Origin of the sequence: Wenzhouxiangella psychrophila (genome assembly GCF_042310375.1) — a bacterium.
Classification (GTDB): domain Bacteria; phylum Pseudomonadota; class Gammaproteobacteria; order Xanthomonadales; family Wenzhouxiangellaceae; genus Wenzhouxiangella.
Genome location: NZ_JBHJMQ010000005.1, coordinates 167,351 through 185,768, shown reverse-complemented (window position 1 = coordinate 185,768; position 18,418 = coordinate 167,351). Strand labels below are relative to the sequence as shown.

The following is an 18,418-nucleotide window of genomic DNA, read 5'->3' as shown; positions in this document are numbered from 1 at the left end:
TGAAGGGGATATTCCAGCCCATGCGGTAGCATATTAAGCCGGGAAACGCAGCATGCGACGGCTTCGCGCAGTGTCGCCTCGCAAAAAGCATAGGGAAATTCGTCATGATTCATGTCATCAAATCCGGCCGCGGATTGCTGCTTGCAGCTATTCTGGCCGCGTCGTCAACGGCCGTCGCGCAGGAGAACGATCCCAGCTGGAATGCGGACCTGGGCTTCGAAACACGCCTTCACTACCGCAACAGTGACGAAAACCGATTTCCGGTGAATTTCCCGTTCACCCCGGACATGCTGCCGCCCGGCGCGGAACAGGGCGCCATGGAAACCGTGGAACCGGGCGGGCACTTCGAGGCTTCCCTGGTCAGCTTCATCGCCAACATCTCGCACGGTGATCGATTCCTCGCCCACGCACGGATCGACTTTTTCGACCGTTACGAGCGCAACCCGACATCGGGCGATCGCACGGTCGACGTCGACCAGCTCTGGCTGCGCTGGGGCCGCGAGATCGCACCGGCCCTGCCGGACGAAGGGTTTGGCGGCTACATCAAGCTCGGCAAGTTCGAAAAGTTCGAGCGCCAGGACGACCGGCACCTCGAAAGCTACGGCCTGGTCTCCACCGCCTTCAATCGCCTCGAGGATCTGGGCGCCGAATTCGGCCTCGACCTGGGCGGCAACTTCTATCTCTTGGGCTCGGTCACCCAGGGCAATCCGCTGTTTATACGCGACCCCAACGCGCTGGCCGGGGACAACGGCATCGAGGCGTTGCGCCGTCCCAACCCCGATCCCGAGTTGAAAACCGGCATCCCCATCCTCTATGACGCCGAGATCGAGGGCCTGGACTTCGACGGCAAGCCCGAACTCGGCGCGGCCGCCGGTTACCGCTGGACCGACGATGCAGGCGCGCGGGCCTTCGACGTGATGCTGTTCGGCTATCGCGGCGAACTCGAGGAAGAGGCGTCTCTGAACGGCACCTTCTACGGCGGCGACCTGGACCTGCTGCGCGGCCCCGCCAACCAGTTCCCCTATCCCGCGTTGTCGGGTAATGACCGCGAGGAATACGGGGTCAACCTGCGCGCCTATCTCGGCGATGTTTCGCTTTTCGGCCAGTACGTCGACCAGGAAATCGCTTCCCTCCCCCGCAGCGGCCTGGAACTGGAAGCGGCCTGGTCGTTCGAACTTCCGCTGCTGTGGGCCTTCGAGGGGCGCCAGTTGTTTTCGCACATCCAGCCGGCCGTGCGCTACTCGCGCCTCGACAATGACTTCGCCAACCCCGATATCACGCCCTTCCCCAGCGGCGCCTGGGACTGGGAGAAGATCGACATCGGGCTGCGCCTGACCATCCTGCCCGGACTGGACCTCACCGCCGAGTACGCGGACAACCGCTTCGTCACGGCCGGCGGCGAGGCCGACAACAACGAGTTCCTGGTTACCCTGAGGTGGCGCTCGTGATGCGCCTCGCCGCCATGCTGATCCCGCTGGCGCTTGTCTTGAGCGCCTGCGCGCCGGTGGCCACACAACAGCCACAGACTGACCAGGCGCCGGAAACCGGCAACACTGAAGCGGAGCCGACCGCCAAGGCCGAACCCGGCGAAGAACCCGAACGCGAAGCGACACAACCGGCACAGCCGACCTCTCCCGAGCCCCGAGACACAGCGGACGCGGCCGAGGAAAGCGAGCCATTCGAGGTATCCGAGACGCCGCCGCCGGAGCCCGCAAGACAGGCCGAGCCCCCGGGCGACAGTAAAGCCGAAGCGGAAACGGCGCCGGAACCGGAACGCGACACCCCCGCACGCGAGCGAGAATTCGACCTCACGGGCCGGATCACGATGACCGGCGGCGACGCCAATGCCGACGAGGCGGTGGTCTACTTTGTTCCGGAGTCCGCCGACGACACGAGGGGCAAGACCGAGCCGGCGGACACGGCCGAGATCATCACGCGCGACAAGTCGCTTTCACCCACCGTGCTGACAGTCTCGCGGGGCACCGAGGTCCGATTTCCCAACGAAGACCCGATCCTGCACAACCTGTTCTCGGTCTCTTCCGAGAACGGCTTCGACGTGGGCGTTTACGGCCCGGACGAATCGCCCTCGGTCACATTCACGAACCCCGGCGTGGTCAACATTTATTGCAACGTGCATCACGACATGCACGCCCACGTGCTGGTCGTCGACACGCCCTGGCGCGCCCAGGCCGGTGCCGACGGCAGATTCCAGCTGACCGGCCTGCCCGCCGGGCCGGGCGAACTGCACGTCTGGCATCGGCAAAGCGAACGCTGGTCGCGCTCGATCGAACTGCCCGCGTCCGGTGCGATCGACGTAAAGCTGGAAGTCACCAAGCCCAAACTCCCGCCGCACCGGGACAAGGCCGGCCAACCCTACAACCGGCGAGACCGTGACCCGTACCGCTGAACGAACCGGATTGTCGCTGGGCGCGAAGCTGTTCCTGGCTTTCGGCCTGGTACTGGCGCTGGCGGTCGGCGGCGCCATGGTCGTCACGCTCAAGGTCGTTCGTGATATCGCCGCCGATTCTGTCGACACGTCGCTTTCCAACAGCCAGTCGGTGCAGCGCTACTTCCGGCAGTTCCGGGCACGCCAGCTCGAGTTGATCACCGAGCTGGTCTCATCCGATCCCTACTTCGGCAGTTACGTCGACGAGGCCGTCAACGCCGACGACCCGGAACTGGCCGCCCGCTCGATCGCCGACTTGCTGCAGTCCAGACGCAACGAGTTCGGCCTCGATATCGCGCTGGTGCTCGATCCCGACGGCAACGTGGTGGCGCGCACCGATCGCCCCCAGGCGCTGGCGGTCGACCTCTCGGACAACCCCCTCGTGGCCCGCGGCCGCGAGGAGCTGAGCCCGGTCAGCGGCCTCTGGACCAGCAGCGGGACCCTCTACCAGGCCTCCGTCACGCCGATTGCGCGCGGCCGCACCGTTGCCGGCTTCCTGGTCGCGGGCCTGGCGCTCGACAACTCGCTGGCCAACGACGTAAAACGCGTCAGCGGCGCCGACGTGGCCTACCTGACTGCCGGCGACCGGATTCGCGTCGTCGCCACGACCCTGGACGTCGCGGCAACCGATCGTCTACTGGCCGAAGTCCGGACCAACGAGGAACTCGGCAAAGTGCTGCTGGAGCCTTCGGAATCCGGAAGAACCTTCCGCGTCGATCTCGCCGACGACCGCTGGTTGCTGGAGCTGTCTCCGCTGATCGACGCCCGCGGCGACACCTTCGGCACGACCGTCGCACTGACGTCGCTCGATCGCGAGCTGGCTGCGTACCAGAACATCCCGATCGTGGTCATGGTCACCGGCATCGTTGCCGTCGTCGTGGCGCTTTTCCTCTCTTACGTGATTTCGCAGCGCATCCTTCAGCCCGTCGGTCGACTCACCTCGGCGGCCGAAGCCGCCTTGGACGGCAATTACCGCCACAAGGTCGCCACCGGCGGTGGCGACGAAATCGGCCGTCTGTCACACGCCTTCGACAGCCTGCTCAGCAGCCTGCGCGAGAAGCGGGACATGGAAGACTACATGGCCGACATGGCGCGTCACGCGCCGCTGGAAGAACACCGCGGCCGAGACACGGCAGCGGTCAAACACTCGGAAGGACATGCCACCGAACCCATGGACCCGGCGGCGCAATCCGACGACTCACCGTCGGGCGACTTGCGGCACCACCTCGGCGAACGCTACGAACTGCTCTCCGAACTGGGCCAGGGCGCCATGGGCGTCGTGTTCAAGGCCTACGACCAGAAGCTCGACGAAATCGTGGCCATCAAGATGATCAAGCCCGAGCGCGTCGATGAGCAGAGCCTCGAGCAACTCAAGAGCGAACTCAAACTCGCGCGCCGCATCACCCACTCCAACGTGTTGCGCACCTACGATTTCGGCGAAGCCGGCGACGCGGCCTACCTGTCGATGGAATACGTCAGCGGCATGACGCTGAGGGAACTGCTCGACCGTCGCGGCAAGCTTCCCTACGGTGCGGCGCTGAGAATAGCCCGACAGCTCTGCGCCGGGCTGCAGGCGGTTCACGAGGTAGGCGTTCTCCATCGCGATATCAAGCCCGGCAACGTCATGCTCGAACACCGGGGCAACGCAAAATTGATGGATTTCGGCATTTCCCGCCCCGCCCGCTCGCAGGACGATTCCACCAACGATAATCTGAGTGGAACGCCCCATTACATGGCCCCGGAACAGATCCAGGGCGGCCAGCCGGATGTGCGCACCGATATCTATTCATTGGGCGTCGTGCTCGAGGAGCTGTTTACCGGCGGGATGCCCTTCTCGGGCGAAAGCGCCCTGGAGATCGCCGTCGCCCGGCTTCACCATCCCCCGGCGCCCCCTTCACGGTTCTGGTCGGGCATTCCCGACGAACTCGAGACGATCATCCTGCGCTGCATGGCCTTCGCGCCTGAAGACCGCTACCAGGACACCGAATCGCTGGCCACGGAGCTGGGCAAGCTCAGGGGCTGAAGCCGTATTTCAATTCGCCGGCGGTTCGTCCGGCCGAATCAAAAACGCGTTCGGCCGCCAGGCTTCGCTCCCCCAGCGACAGGATCGTGGTGCAGCGGGTACCGTAGCGTTCCCCGACGATGAACGGCGGCGACAGGAAGCGCTCCAGTTCGGCACCGACGCCGGTATCGGGCAGGTCCGAGTCCGGCGCCCGATCACGATCGTTCATGAGTTCGAACAGCCGTTCGGTATCGATCTGGGTCGTCGACGCCAGCCCGCGCAATGCGGTCGCCACGCGCCGGGTCTTGGGCCAGGGCTCGTCGAGCAGGCCGTTGGACAACGCATGCACACCCACCGAAACGGCCGCCGGGCGGGCCTGGGAAGAGCAAAACCAAAGCGTCTCCCGATCACCGGCGAGCAGGTTGAAGGGACCATAGTGGTCTCGCCGGGCATCGACTGCACGAACGAAGGCCTCCGGCGCGCCCTCCCCCTCGAGGAAGCGCACGGGCAATTCGCCGCGCGAGCGTTCACCGCTGCCGGCATCCGGGTCGCGGAAGTTGGTCACCGCCGCCCAACGGCCGTTGCGTCCGGCAGCAATCCAGGTGCCGCCGGCACGCTCGTCGCGTCCGGCCAGGGGGCCATCGGGCCAGTGCCACCAGGCCATTGGCTGCGCCGGTCGGTCATGAAACTCGTCCCGGTTGGCGGCCAGCAACAGATGACGTTCCTGTCCCGGGTTGAAGCTGAAAGCGATCAGGCACATGACTAAAGCCCGCGCGCCCACTCCGGCCGCAGCGGCGCCCGGTCGGGATGGGCGATGGCCTGGTCGAGTTGATCGAGCAGCCGGGCCTTGTCCGCGTTGAGCGTGCCCTTCAGGGCCAGCCAGTTGGAGGCATGGTCGGAACGAAACACCGTATTTCCCAGATTCAGGGCCTCGAGAAAGCGGCGCATCTCGGCGAACAGGCCGGCCTGGTCCAGCGGCTCCCACTCGGGGAAGGACTCCCGGAACCTTGCTTCTCCCTGCGGAAAGCTCACCACCAGGGTCGCCAGGTACTCCGGCTGGGTGGCGTTGACCAGGCGGGCCGAATTGGCGGCATGCTGCTCGCTGTAGATCGCGCCGCCGAGCCCGTTGAGGATCATCACCGAGCGCTTGATGCCGGCCTGGCCGAGCTTGTCGAGTGCCTCGCGCATCGATTCGAAAGATTCGCCCTTGTTGACCTTTTCCAGCACCGTGTCATCGCCGGTTTCGGCGCCCAGGTACGCCATCTCCAGCCCGGCCTCGCGCAGTTCGGTCAGCTCCGCGACGGACTTGCGCCGCAGGTTGCGCGCCAGGCAGTAGCTGGAAACGCGCTCCACACCGGGCATGTGCTCGGCGATGGCCTCGAGAATCCGCATGAGTCGATGCGAGGGCAGGACCAGGGCGTCACCATCGGCCAGGAAGATGCGCCGGGCGCGATCGCCGAAAAGCTCGCCGCAGCGACGGATCATCTCCAGCACCTCTGACTCGTCGCGTGCCCGGAATTTCTTCTGCGGCGCCGTGTACATTTCGCAGAAGGTGCATTGGTTCCAGGAACAGCCATCGGTGACCGGCAGAATCAACGACCTCGCTTCGCTGGGCGGGCGAAAGACCGGTTCAACGTAGCGAATGGGTTCGGGAGCGTGTTGGGTCATCGTCGATTTGCGCGGCATCGGGCTTGCGAGGCATTGTAACGTCGGCTCGGAAAGCTGATCAGCGCCTTCATCCATGCCGCTCGTTGCATAATGTGGCTACATTCCAAGAACCACGCGCGATTCATGTCCGACTATGCCCAGCGGCTTCGCTATGACCCTCGCACCGGCCCCGATCGGGCCGCGTGGCTCGGGGCGCCCGAAGCCGAACGCACGCTCGCGATTCGGGAATGGCTCAAGCGCAATGACCTGCCGTTTCCCTGCTGCGTGCCGCGCAGTGCCGACCAATGGCGCGAGGTCGAAGACCAGATAGCCAGCGGAATGCCGCCGGAAACCATCCGGCTGCTGGAGCGCATGCTCGACGCGGGTGTCGAGCGGATCGTGGCCCTGTGGGCCATGGCCGAAGCAGTTGGCAGCGAGCGTTACAAGCAACTGGAACGAATGTCGAGAGCCACCGAAAGCCCGGAAAGCTTCGACATCGGACGCCTGTTCGAAGACTGCGACACCGCCATCCTGCCGGCCGCTTTCGAGGCCTCGGCCGGCGGCTTCGGTCCGTCGCACGAGCAGGTTATCGATTACTACCATCGTCACTACGATCCCGAAGGTTCTCTGCCTTTCGCGAGCGCCGCCGGATTCTGCTTCGGCTGCGCCACCGCCCCGAAGTTCGTGCGCAACCACACGCTGTATGAATACATGTACGGCAACGAGATCGCCGACGAAACGCCGGTCTACCTGCCGGTTGCAGACGCCTACCGCGAGCTGTTCCGCTACGTATCGGACGCGGTATTCGAACAGGACGACCCGATACCGCCTTCGGTGCGTCCGCCAGACGATCCGGATGCCTGCTTTGATTCGTCCTTCAGCGACTGGTGCAAGGGATTCATCGCCACGCGCCCGGTTGTCGCTCCGGGGTGGGAAGCGCACCTTGCCGGGCATCCCGGGCTGCATGCCGAATACCTGGCCATCGTCGATACCCTGAGCTTTTTCGCCGATCGAGAACAAGGGCGAGCCATTTGCCAGTCCCGGTTCGGGCAGGAGAGCTTCGAGTCAGCCTGCCATCGCGTCCATGCCGGGCTCAACGACAGCATCCAACGGCTGTTCCTGCTCGCCCACCCGGTCATGGATGACGGCGAAGAACAGAAAGACTAGTCCCCGACGCCGCTGAAGGCGACACCACTCAGCAACGCCATATCGCGCTTGAACGTGGTCAGGTCCGAACGCGAGAAGTCGCTGATGGAAGAATGACCGCAGGCCCGGGCCAGCAGTGACATCAGTTCCACGGAGGCACCGAAGAAGCGCGCCAGGCGCTCGGCGCCATCGTCCACCTTCAAACGCTTGCGAAGCTCCGGATCCTGGGTCGCCACACCCGAGGGGCAGCGGTTTGTGTGACAGATGCGCGCGGCCACGCAGCCGACCGCCTGGATCGCCGAATTGGCCAGCGCGATGCCGTCGGCGCCCAGGGCAATCGCCTTGACGAAGTCCTCGGGCGTGCGCAAACCGCCGGTGACGATCAACGTGACGTCGCGACCGCAGCGCTTGTCCATGTGGCGACGCGCCCGGGCCAGCGCCGGGATGGTGGGCACGCTGATATGGTCGCGGAAGATGGCCGGTGCCGCGCCGGTGCCGCCACCGCGGCCATCGAGGATGATGTAGTCGGCGCCCGCATCCAGCGCGAAATCGATATCGTCCTCGATATGGTTGGCCGAGAGCTTGAAACCGACGGGAATGCCGCCCGATCGCTCGCGCACCTCGTCGGCGAACTTGCCGAATTCCTTCGCGCTGCGCGGGGCATCGAAGGTTGCCGGTGAAACGGCATCCTCGCCGGCCTCGATTCCCCGGGTCTCGGCAATCTTGTCGGTAACCTTGCTGCCCGGCAGGTGCCCGCCGATGCCGGTCTTGGCCGCCTGGCCGCCCTTGAAGTGGAAAGCGCGGACCTCGTCGAGCAACGCCCATCGCCAGCCGAACTTGGCCGAAGCCAGTTCGAGCAGGTAGCGTGAGTTGGCCTGGCGCTCTTCGTCCATGGAACCACCTTCGCCCGAACAGATACCGGTACCGGCCTGTTCGGCACCCCGGGCCAGGGCCACCTTGGCCTCCGGTGAAAGCGCACCGAAGCTCATGTCAGAAACGAGCAAAGGAATCTCGAGTTTCAGCGGGCGCTCGGCCTTCGGGCCGATGACCAGGCCGGTATCAACCTCATCGGCTTCCTCGAGCGGCTTGCGCGCCAGCTGGGCGGTCAGGATCTGGATGTCGTTCCAGTCCGGCAGCTCGCTGCGGGGCACGCCCATGGCCACGGTTTCGCCGTGCGGCCCGGATTTCGCGAGCCCGTGCTTCGCCATCTCGTGGATGCGCGCGACGGTCGGCTCCTCCGGGGTCGCTTCGGCTTCGGGCGCTTCGTCCTTGCCCCCATCGTCGTCGGCGTCATCCGAACCGCGATCGGGCACGGGATCGCCCACCTCGACGTCCAGCCTGGCGTGCGTGCCGTCGCACAGCGGCTGGTCGCCGGTGGCCTTGCATCGACAGAAATAGACCTCTTCATCCTTGTCGGCCTCGAATTTGACCGGCGTGATGCCCGTGCCCTCGTGGGAACCGTCGCAGAAGGGCTGGTCCTTCGAGCGGCCGCAACGGCACCAGTAGTAGGTCTCGCCTTTCTCGACTTCGACGCCCTTGGGCGATAGCGCGGCAACGATGGGTTTGTCGGCCATATCCGTTTCTCCTCTCCCCTGAACACGTCTTGATTCGGGAACGTAGCACGGGCGGGTGAAGGGCGCCTTATCCCCGACGGACCACTCATCTTGATTATTCACGGTATCTGCGCCAGTCTGGGGTTCAGGCGGCTCGACCGGCCGCCCCCTCGATTCGGATCACAGAGGCCCGGGAATGTCTGACGCCGTAGCGACTCTCATCTACACCGCGAAGACGGCGCCGGAGCCCACTGTCTGGTTGAATACGCCCGAACAGGAGCGAGAAGCAGCCATCCACCGCTGGATTGTTGCCGGTGAATTCCCTTCTCCTTCTGCCGACGCAGGCGAGTGGCGGGAAGTTGAAGACAAGCTCGCCGCCGGCTACCCACCGGAATTCGGCCGGTTGCTCGAGCGGATGCTGGTATCGGGGGTGGATCGCACGGCGGCGATCTGGGCACTGGCAAAAGTCGGCGGTGCCCGGGCTTACGAACAGTTCAACCGGGTCGCGAGGCACACCGACCGCCGAAAAGCCTTCGCGATGGAACGCCTGTTGGACGATCGCGACATAGCCATTCTTCCGGCCGCATTCGAAGCCGCGCGGGCCCATGGCTTCGTGCCGGCACACGGGGCGGTGATCGAGCACTACTGTCGGCACTATGCCGGCCCTTCAGCCATGAACCTCGCCACCGCCGCCGGTTTCTGCTTCGGCTGCGCGGCGGCTCCACGGCTTGTCCCCGGCTCCGATCGCAGTCGGCACCTGTTCGGCGGCTACGACGCCCTGGATGCGCCCTGCTACCTGCCCGTCATCGACGCCTACCAGCTTCTCTACGCGGACATCGCCGAAGCACTGTTTGCCGAAGACGATCCGATCCCACCGTCGTGCCGCCCGACTGCTCGGGCTGGAACCCGCTGCGAGCCGCCGTTCAGCGACTGGTGCCGCGGCCTGGCAAGCGCGCTCGATGTTCTCGAAGCTGACTGGCGGGCGCATCTCGAGGCGTTCCCGGAGCTGCGTGCCGACTGGAACGAAACAGTCGCCATCCTGACCCGGTTCATCAGCCCGGAATCGGCGCGCGGAGACGGCCATTCGGGTGCAGTCGATGAAAGCACCCCGGTCTACAAGTCAATCCGTGCGGCCACCCGGCAGCTCTACCTCCTGGCCAACCCGATACTGACTCGGGCGCTCGAGTCGCAATCAATGATCAACCGCTGAGCGGGAAACACGCTGATCAGCCGGCGGCGGCTTCGACACCCGGCTCACGCATGAAACGCAGCTCGCCGTCGGCGGCGTCGATGCGTACGGTGTCGCCGGGGCCGAATTCGCCGGACAGGATTTTCTGCGCCAGGGCGTTCTCCAGCCGGTTCTGGATCGCTCGTTTCAACGGTCTTGCACCGTAGACCGGGTCGAAACCGGCCTCGCCCAACAGGTCGAGCGCGGCATCGCTGATCTCGAAACCGATGTCGCGGTCGGCCAGGCGATTTTCCAGGTACTGGATCTGCACCGCCGCGATCTGGCGAATCTGCGCGCGGTCGAGCGGATGGAAGACCACGATTTCGTCGACGCGGTTGATGAACTCCGGCCGGAAATGCTGGCCGACGACTTCCATCACCGCTGACTTCATCGCCTCGTACTCGGAATCGGCCATCTGCTGGATGCGATCCGAGCCGAGGTTGGAGGTCATGACGATAACGGTATTGCGAAAGTCCACCGTGCGCCCGTGGCCGTCGGTCAGCCGGCCGTCGTCGAGCACCTGCAGCAGGATATTGAAGACCTCCGGGTGCGCCTTCTCGACCTCGTCGAGCAGGATGACCGAGTAAGGACGGCGACGGACCGTCTCCGTGAGATAGCCGCCCTCTTCGTAGCCGACGTAGCCCGGCGGTGCGCCGATGAGTCGGGCCACGGCGTGCTTTTCCATGAACTCCGACATATCGATGCGGACCATGGCGTCCTCGGTGTCGAAGAGGAAGTTCGCCAGCGACTTGCACAGCTCGGTCTTGCCCACGCCCGTGGGGCCCAGGAACAGGAACGAGCCGTTGGGCCGGTTGGGATCGGCCAGCCCGGCACGCGAGCGTCGGATGGCGTCGGCGACGGCCTTGACCGCCTCGTCCTGGCCGATGACGCGCTCGTGCAGGGCGTCTTCCATTTTCAGGAGCTTATCGCGCTCGGCCTCGAGCATCTTCGAGACCGGGATGCCGGTCCAGCGGCTGACCACCTCCGCGATCTCCTCGTCGGTGACCTTGTTGCGCAGGAGCTGGAAGTTGTCGGTTGTGTCACTCGACTCGGCCTGCTCGAGTTGCTGTTCGAGTTCCGGGATGCGGCCGTGCTGGAGCTCGGCCATGCGCGAGAGATCCTGCGCCCGGCGGGCATTGTCCAGTTCGGCCCGGGCGCGCTCCAGCTCTTCCTTGATGTGCGTGGCGTCCTGTACCGACGCCTTCTCGGTCTTCCACACTTCGTCGAGGTCGGCGAACTCACGTTCGAGTTCGTTGATTTCCTCTTCCAGGTCGGTCAGACGCTTCTTCGAGGCCTCGTCGGTTTCCTTCTTCAAGGCCTCGCGCTGGATCTTGAGCTGTATGAGGCGGCGCTCGAGCCGGTCCATGGCCTCCGGCTTGGAATCGATCTCCATCCGAATGCGGCTGGCGGCCTCGTCCATCAGGTCGATCGCCTTGTCTGGCAGGTTGCGGTCGGTGATGTAGCGATGCGACAAGGTTGCGGCAGCCACCAGCGCCGGGTCGGTAATGTCGACGCCGTGATGGACCTCGTAGCGCTCCTGCAGGCCGCGGAGAATGGCGATGGTGTCCTCGACACTCGGCTCCTCAACCAGCACCTTCTGGAACCGACGCTCGAGCGCGGCGTCTTTCTCGATGTTCTCGCGGTACTCGTTGAGCGTGGTGGCACCCACGCAGTGCAACTCGCCGCGGGCGAGTGCGGGCTTGAGCATATTGCCGGCATCCATCGAGCCCTCGGTCTTGCCGGCACCGACCATGGTGTGCACCTCGTCGATGAACAGGATGACCTTGCCTTCCTCGCGCTTGATCTCGTTGAGCACGGCCTTGAGCCGCTCTTCGTATTCACCGCGATACTTGGCGCCGGCAATCAGCGCCCCCATGTCGAGCGAGAGCACGCGCTTGTTCTTCAGGCCCTCGGGCACTTCGCCGTTGACGATGCGCTGCGCCAGGCCCTCGACGATGGCGGTCTTGCCCACGCCGGGCTCGCCGATCAGGACCGGGTTGTTCTTGGTGCGCCGCTGCAGCACCTGCACCGTGCGGCGGATCTCCTCGTCGCGGCCGATGACCGGATCCAGGCGCGACTGCTCGGCCTTTTCGGTCAGGTCGATGGTGTACTTTTGTAGCGCCTCACGGGTGTCCTCGGCGTTGGGATCGTCGACCTTTTCGCCGCCTCGAACCGACTCGATGGCGTCTTCGACAGCCTTGCGGGTCACCCCGGACTGGTGCAGCAACTCGCTCAGGCCCACCTTGGCCTCGAGCGCGGCGAGCACGAACAGTTCGGAGGCGATGTAGGCGTCGCCGCGATTGTTTGCAATCTTGTCGGTCAGATTGAGCACGCGGCCGAGGTCGTTGGACATGTTGATCTGCCCGGCCTGGCCGGTAACTTTCGGAAAGCCCTCGACCTTCTCTCCGAGCGCCGAGCGCAACTGATCGACCTGCGCACCCGAGCGCGACAACAGGCCGCGGATACCACCACCCTCCTGGTCGAGCAAGGCGAGCATCACGTGCTCGGGCTCGAGCATGGCGTGATCGAGACTGACGGCAAGGCTCTGCGCCTCGCCCAGCGCCTGCTGGAAGCGGGCGGTCAATTTATCCATTCTCATAACAGGCTGACTCCCCAGTAAATATTCAACTTATCCACAGGGGTGGGGGCGGTTGGAGACGGAATCAAGCGGACATCAGACGTCGCGGATGGCCAGCAGGCGGATCTCGGTCATGTCCTCGATGGCGTAACGAATCCCCTCACGGCCCAGGCCGGAGTCCTTCACGCCGCCGTAGGGCATGTGGTCAACGCGGAAGGAGGGCACGTCATTGATGATCACGCCACCGACTTCAAGCCGGTTCCAGGCCTTGTTGATCTTCGAGATATCGCGGATGAACAAACCCGCCTGCAGCCCGTAACGCGAGTCATTGATGGCCTCGATCGCGGCGTCGAAATCCGAGAACTTCTCCAGTGTCACGACCGGCCCGAAGATTTCTTCCTCGCGCAGCTTGCTGTCGGCCGGCGCGTTCTCGACCACCGCGGGCCGGACCACGCTGCCGTCGCGCTCACCGCCGACCAGCAGCCTGCCACCGCCGTCGACGGCCTCCTGGATCCAGTCGACCACCCGCTTTGCATCGTCCTTGGTGATCAGCGGACCGATCCAGGTCTCCTCATCACGCGGATCGCCGCCCGGCAGGTCGCCGACCTTCTCGCACAGCTTCTTGCTGAAGGTGTCGTAGATATCCTCGTGTACCAGAACGCGCTGCACGGACACGCAGCTCTGGCCGGACTGGTAGTAGCCGCCGAATACAACCCTGGCGACGGCGTCCTCGAGATCCGCATCATGGTCGACCAGGCAGGAGGCATTGCCGCCGAGCTCCATGACCACCGGCTTCTTGCCGGCCTTGCTCTTGAGCATCCAGCCGACCTTGTCCGAGCCGGTGAAGCTCATCAGCTTGAGCCGGTCGTCCTCGGTGAAGCGGTCACGGGCGGTATCGTCACCCTCAACGTTGAGGATCGAAAACGCGCCCTCGGGCAGATCGCATTCGGCCAGGATCTCGCCCATCAACAGGGCGCCGACCGGCGTCTTTTCGGCCGGCTTTAGAATGAAGGGACAGCCGGCGGCAATGGCCGGGGCGATCTTGTGCGCCACCAGGTTGTAGGGGAAATTGAAGGGTGTGATGAACGACACCGGCCCGATCGGAACGCGTTTCCACATACCGGAGAACTTTTCCGAGCGCGGGCTGATATCCATCGGGATGACTTCCCCGCCGATACGGGTGGCCTCCTCGGCGGCCACCTGGAAGGTCTCGATCAGGCGCGTGACCTCTCCCTTGGCATCACGCCGGACCTTGCCGCCCTCGACGATCAGCACCTCGATCAGTTCCTCCTGGCGCTCCCGGAACCGCTCAACACAGTGCAGCAGGGCATCACGGCGCTTGTACGACGGAAGCTCCGCCATGGGCCGGGTCGCCTTGACGGCTGCGGCGACGGCCTTGTCGACAATCGCATCGTCGGCATTGGCAACCCGCCAGGCAACTTCGCCGGTATGCTTATCCAGCACTTCAAGATCTTCATTGGCGAAAACGGCCTGGTTGGCAAGGTAGTACGGCAAGGCTTTCGCTGTCATCACTGCGCTCCGGTGGGGATACTGAGATCACATTAACGCACTACCCGTTAACTTTCATCGACCAGGCACCAACCGGCCAAGCAGCCAACGACTTATAATCGACTTATGGGTAACCGACTTTCGAAAATTTACACGCGAACTGGCGACGATGGCACCACGGGCCTGGGCGACGGCAGCCGGACAGCCAAGGACAGCCGCCGCGTCGAAGCCTTCGGCACCGTCGACGAACTCAATTCCGTCATCGGCGTCGTCGTGGCCGGGCTCAGCGACACCGAGGAACTCGGCAAGCTCTCCAGCCTGCTGCTCGATGTGCAGCACCATCTGTTCGATCTCGGCGGTGAGCTTTGCATCCCTGACAGCGAAATGATCGCCGACGGGCACATCAAGCGGCTCGAGGCCGAGCTCGACGAACTCAATGAGTCCCTGCCGATGCTCAAGGAGTTCATTCTCCCCGGCGGTTCCACAGCCGCGGCCCACGCACATCTCGCGCGTACGGTCTGTCGTCGCGCCGAGCGCCGGGTGATCGCCCTGGCCCGCCACGAGCCGGTCAACGAGCCGGCGATCCGCTATCTCAATCGTCTCTCCGACCTGCTGTTCGTCGTCGCCCGTACAATCGCGCGCGCTTCCGGCGCCGGAGAAGTCTTCTGGAATCACGAGCGCAAGCGCTGATGCTCCGCATTCTCTCCCACCCCGACTGTGCCGGGCACGTAACACCGGACGAGCATCCCGAGTCACCCGCCCGACTGGCCGCGGCCATGCGCGGCCTGGAACGGATGCAGAACGTGCACTTCCGTCAGGCCGCGCCCGTCGATGATGCAACGCTGAAACTGGCGCACACACCGCATCACATCGCGCACATGAAGAACCTGGCAGCCGAGGGTGGGGCTACGGCCATCGATCCCGACACATGGTTCGGCCCCGGAACACTCCAGGCAGCCCTGCTGGCCGCCGGCGCCGCCTGCGACGCGGTCGACCATGTCATGGAGAACCGCTGCCAGCGCGCCTTCGCCGTGGTTCGCCCACCCGGACACCACGCCGAATCCTACCGGGCCATGGGATTTTGCATTTTCAACAATATCGCGCTCGCAGCAGCACGCGCCCTGGCCGAGCACGGCCTGGAGCGAATCGCAATCTGTGATTTCGACGTGCATCACGGCAACGGTACCGAGGAGATCGTTTCAGGCAACGAGGAGATCATGTTCGCCTCCTCTCACCAGTTCCCTCTCTACCCCGGAACAGGAAATCCTGAAACGACGGCGGCCGGCAACGTTCACAACGTGACCCTGTCTCCGGGCGCGACCAGCGATGCATTCCGCGACGCCTGGCTGTCTCATCTGTTGCCGCGAATCACGGCTTTCAGGCCGCAGTTGATACTCGTCTCGGCCGGCTTCGACGGCCACTTTGCCGATCCGCTCGCGCAACTCAGGCTCAAGGACGACGATTATTTCTGGATCGGGCAGGAACTGCGCAAGATTGCGGACAAACACGCCAGCGGACGCCTCGTAGCGTCGCTGGAAGGCGGATACAACCTCGATGCACTCGAGCGCTCCGTCCAGGCCTTTGCCGACGCATTGGTCTGAGGGCAGAGCCTTCCCGCGATTGAGCCCTGGCCAAGGTGAGTCTCACCGGCCGCGGTGCGGGTCTCGACACGTCAAAGGCGGTTTCGCCCGGCGCGCTTCGCGCGCTCTTGCGGCGAATTCCTTTTGCCTCGCGCGGCAAAAGGAATCAAAAGCGCGCTTAAAAGATTGCGGATGCACCGCAGGACCAACGGGACGTGCGGGCTTCAGGATCTTGCTTCCGTCTTCGCTCTAGCTCCGTCTAGACACAGGGCGTCTTCGACGTCCCTGGGGCGTAATCGGCATTCTGACGGCCCGACCTCGATCAACCCGGCTTCGGCTACACCAGTGCAGATCGCTTCGGGTGAATGCGCCCTGGCTTCAGATCCACGGCACGGCCCTCGAACGCTCGCTTTCGAAGTCGTGACGCTGGGTGCGGGCCCGTCCAATCGGACGTCGAAAGCCCGCCTGCGTCTCAGAGATTACAAACGAAGCCCCGCACAAAATACTGAAGCCACTCCGTGGCGGGATAACTACTTGGTATCCGTCATCTTTTCAGCGCGCTTTTGGCTACTTTTTTCGCGCAAGAAAAAAGTAGCTCGCCGAAAGAGCTTGCGAAGCAAGCCGGGCGAAACAGATTTTGAATTGTCGAGGCCCGCACCGCGGCATCCCGCGGCAAGTCTTCCATCCATGGCTGCATCAGGGGTCGGCCAGCTGCCTGCGGAGCAGGCGGGCGCCAGGCAGCTGCGGTTGGAGCCAAAAGGAGCCAAAAGGCGCGAAAATGCCTGAATAGCGGCCGCGCTGGAAAGCGTGTATCGAAGTAGAAGGATGGAGCGGGCGAAGGGAATCGAACCCTCGTCACGAGCTTGGGAAGCTCGGGTAATGCCATTATACGACGCCCGCACCGGCTTGTATCGTAGCTCTGCCCTGACCCTTTTGGCAATCCCCTAAAAAAGAAAGCCCCGCACCTTCCGGTAACGGGGCCATTTCTTGTTGTTATTGATTATTGTTGTTGTAATTAAAGCGCGTGTCAGGCGTGACCATGCTTGATCAGCGTTAACTCGTGGTTGAGTGCCTTGGCCAGGCTGAAGCACATGAACAGCAAGACGACCGTAAACGGCAGACCCGTACTGACGGCACCGGCCTGCAGTGCATTGAGTGCGGCATCGCCACCGACGGCCAGCAAGACACCAGCCACGGCACCCTCGGTCACCGCCCAGAAGATGCGCTGCGGAACCGGCGCATCCAGCTTACCGCCGGCAGTGATGCTGTCGATCACCAGCGAACCGGAGTCCGAGGAGGTGATGAAGAACACCAGCACCAGCACGATGGCCAGGAAGGATGTGATCGTCGTGAACGGCAACTCGTTGAGCATCTGGAACAGCGCCAGCGAGGAGTCGCCGATGCCACCGGCAAGCTCGCCGACACCTTCCTTGACCTGGTCGATACCGCCACCGCCGAAGGCGCTCATCCACACAATGGTAACGAGCACCGGAACGATCAGAACGGCGGTCATGAACTCACGCACCGTACGGCCGCGCGAGACGCGGGCGATGAACATGCCGACAAACGGGGACCAGGAAATCCACCAGGCCCAGAAGAAGATCGTCCAGGCGTGATAGAAGGTGCTGTCCTCGCGGCCGACCGGGTTGGAAAGCGGCAGCATGTACTGGATGTAACCCATGATGGTTGTGCCAGCATTGGCGGCAAACGCAATCAGGCCGCCGGCGACCATGGTGAACAACAGCAGCGCCACGGCGATGAACATATTGAGATTACTGAGTACGCGAACGCCGCCGTGGATACCTCGAACGACCGAGACTACGGCAATGGCAGTGACGCCGATGATGATGGCAACCTGCGTCATCAGGCCACCGTCGATTCCGAACAGGAACGACATGCCGCTGGCGGCCTGCTGGGCACCCAGACCCAGCGAGGTGGCCAGACCAAACAGTGTCGCCAATACCGCGAGGGTATCGATCAGGTGACCGAACCAGCCCCAGACGCGATCACCCAGCAGTGGATAGAACGTCGAGCGGATGGTCAGCGGCATGCCCTTGTTGTAGCAGAAGAACGCCAGCGAACACGCGACCACGCCGTAGATGGCCCAGGGGTGAAGCCCCCAGTGATACATCGTGGCGCCCAGAGAAGCTTGAGCATCGCCCCCTCCCACATTCAGTGGCGTTCCATACCATTCAGTAAAGTAACCCACCGGTTCGGCAACACCCCAGAACATCAGGCCGATGCCCATACCGGCTGCGAACAGCATGGCAAACCAGGACAGGACACCAAACTCCGGTTTTGCATCCTGCCCCCCGAGCCGGATCTTGCCGACCGGAAGAATGATCAGGGCGATGCAGAACAATACGAAGATATTGCCCGCGGTCAGGAAAAGCCAATCGAATTTTTCGCCGATCCACACGCGCGTAGCGTCCAGTGTGGAGTTGGCCGTTTCCGGAAAGATCAACGACAACACGACGAAAAGCACGATCAGTGTCGAACTGATCGCGAACACGGGATGGTGGATATCCATGCCCATGGCTTCGACGTTGTCCTGCCCGACTTCATAGTCGGTGTCGTAGATCGCCTCGATCTCCTCTATTTCTTTTGGTTTCTGGTTCTGCTCGTCGAACTCACTCATGGTTTGTTCTCCCTTCGATGGAACCTCGAATGATATCGGCCCAATGCCGCGTTCGCCATGGACAATGGCATGCGGACATTGGGCCGAGTCG

General features: G+C 63.8%; 13 protein-coding genes and 1 tRNA gene. 7 read left to right on the top strand and 7 right to left on the bottom strand.

Annotated elements, in window-relative coordinates; all coding sequences use genetic code 11:
- Window positions 1–104: 104 nt before the first annotated feature.
- The 3 genes from ACDC66_RS08615 to ACDC66_RS08605 are packed head-to-tail and all read left to right on the top strand — an operon-like array spanning window position 105 to window position 4,469.
- Entirely contained in the window at window positions 105–1,448 is a 1,344-nt protein-coding gene (locus tag ACDC66_RS08615) for a hypothetical protein (protein ID WP_376696300.1), read from the top strand.
- Entirely contained in the window at window positions 1,445–2,407 is a 963-nt protein-coding gene (locus ACDC66_RS08610) for a hypothetical protein (protein WP_376696299.1), read from the top strand. Before ACDC66_RS08615 ends, ACDC66_RS08610 begins: the two co-directional genes overlap by 4 nt.
- Window positions 2,391–4,469 (top strand): protein kinase domain-containing protein, encoded by a 2,079-nt coding sequence (locus ACDC66_RS08605; RefSeq protein ID WP_376696298.1) that lies wholly within the window; start codon window positions 2,391–2,393, stop codon window positions 4,467–4,469. The genes ACDC66_RS08610 and ACDC66_RS08605 overlap by 17 nt, the downstream gene beginning before the upstream one ends.
- Here the strand turns inward: ACDC66_RS08605 and ACDC66_RS08600 are convergent.
- A complete protein-coding gene (locus ACDC66_RS08600; protein WP_376696297.1) occupies window positions 4,459–5,208 on the bottom strand; it encodes an NRDE family protein in 750 nt (249 codons plus the stop codon). The two genes, ACDC66_RS08605 and ACDC66_RS08600, sit on opposite strands and share 11 nt — an antisense overlap.
- A 2-nt stretch (window positions 5,209–5,210) precedes the next feature.
- Window positions 5,211–6,116, bottom strand: a complete 906-nt coding sequence (locus ACDC66_RS08595) for a radical SAM protein (RefSeq protein ID WP_376696296.1) — start codon at window positions 6,114–6,116, stop codon at window positions 5,211–5,213.
- Between the two features lie 123 nt (window positions 6,117–6,239).
- Here ACDC66_RS08595 and ACDC66_RS08590 point away from each other — a divergent pair, with 123 nt between their 5' ends.
- Complete coding sequence (locus ACDC66_RS08590; RefSeq protein WP_376696295.1) at window positions 6,240–7,262, top strand: hypothetical protein; 1,023 nt, start codon at window positions 6,240–6,242, stop codon at window positions 7,260–7,262.
- Here ACDC66_RS08590 and ACDC66_RS08585 read toward each other — a convergent pair.
- Window positions 7,259–8,815 (bottom strand): glutamate synthase-related protein, encoded by a 1,557-nt coding sequence (locus ACDC66_RS08585; protein WP_376696294.1) that lies wholly within the window; start codon window positions 8,813–8,815, stop codon window positions 7,259–7,261. The two genes, ACDC66_RS08590 and ACDC66_RS08585, sit on opposite strands and share 4 nt — an antisense overlap.
- 175 nt (window positions 8,816–8,990) lie before the next feature.
- On the opposite strand from ACDC66_RS08585, the gene ACDC66_RS08580 reads away from it, so the two are divergent.
- Entirely contained in the window at window positions 8,991–10,004 is a 1,014-nt protein-coding gene (locus ACDC66_RS08580) for a UPF0149 family protein (protein WP_376696293.1), read from the top strand.
- A gap of 16 nt (window positions 10,005–10,020) precedes the next feature.
- Here ACDC66_RS08580 and clpB read toward each other — a convergent pair whose 3' ends face one another.
- Window positions 10,021–12,615, bottom strand: a complete 2,595-nt coding sequence (clpB, locus tag ACDC66_RS08575) for an ATP-dependent chaperone ClpB (RefSeq protein ID WP_376696292.1) — start codon at window positions 12,613–12,615, stop codon at window positions 10,021–10,023.
- Between the two features lie 81 nt (window positions 12,616–12,696).
- Window positions 12,697–14,130 carry an aldehyde dehydrogenase family protein gene (locus ACDC66_RS08570; protein WP_376696291.1) on the bottom strand — a complete coding sequence of 478 codons (1,434 nt, stop codon included), beginning with the start codon at window positions 14,128–14,130 and terminating at the stop codon, window positions 12,697–12,699.
- Between the two features lie 105 nt (window positions 14,131–14,235).
- Here ACDC66_RS08570 and ACDC66_RS08565 point away from each other — a divergent pair, with 105 nt between their 5' ends.
- A complete protein-coding gene (locus ACDC66_RS08565) occupies window positions 14,236–14,799 on the top strand; it encodes a cob(I)yrinic acid a,c-diamide adenosyltransferase (RefSeq protein ID WP_376696290.1) in 564 nt (187 codons plus the stop codon).
- Window positions 14,799–15,710: a histone deacetylase family protein gene (locus ACDC66_RS08560; protein ID WP_376696289.1), complete on the top strand. Its 912-nt coding sequence runs from the start codon at window positions 14,799–14,801 to the stop codon at window positions 15,708–15,710. The genes ACDC66_RS08565 and ACDC66_RS08560 overlap by 1 nt, the downstream gene beginning before the upstream one ends.
- 805 nt (window positions 15,711–16,515) lie before the next feature.
- On the opposite strand, the gene ACDC66_RS08555 is transcribed toward ACDC66_RS08560, so the two are convergent.
- Window positions 16,516–16,589, bottom strand: a tRNA-Gly gene (locus ACDC66_RS08555).
- Window positions 16,590–16,716: 127 nt separating this feature from the next.
- Window positions 16,717–18,327 carry a BCCT family transporter gene (locus ACDC66_RS08550; protein WP_376696288.1) on the bottom strand — a complete coding sequence of 537 codons (1,611 nt, stop codon included), beginning with the start codon at window positions 18,325–18,327 and terminating at the stop codon, window positions 16,717–16,719.
- Window positions 18,328–18,418: the final 91 nt, after the last annotated feature.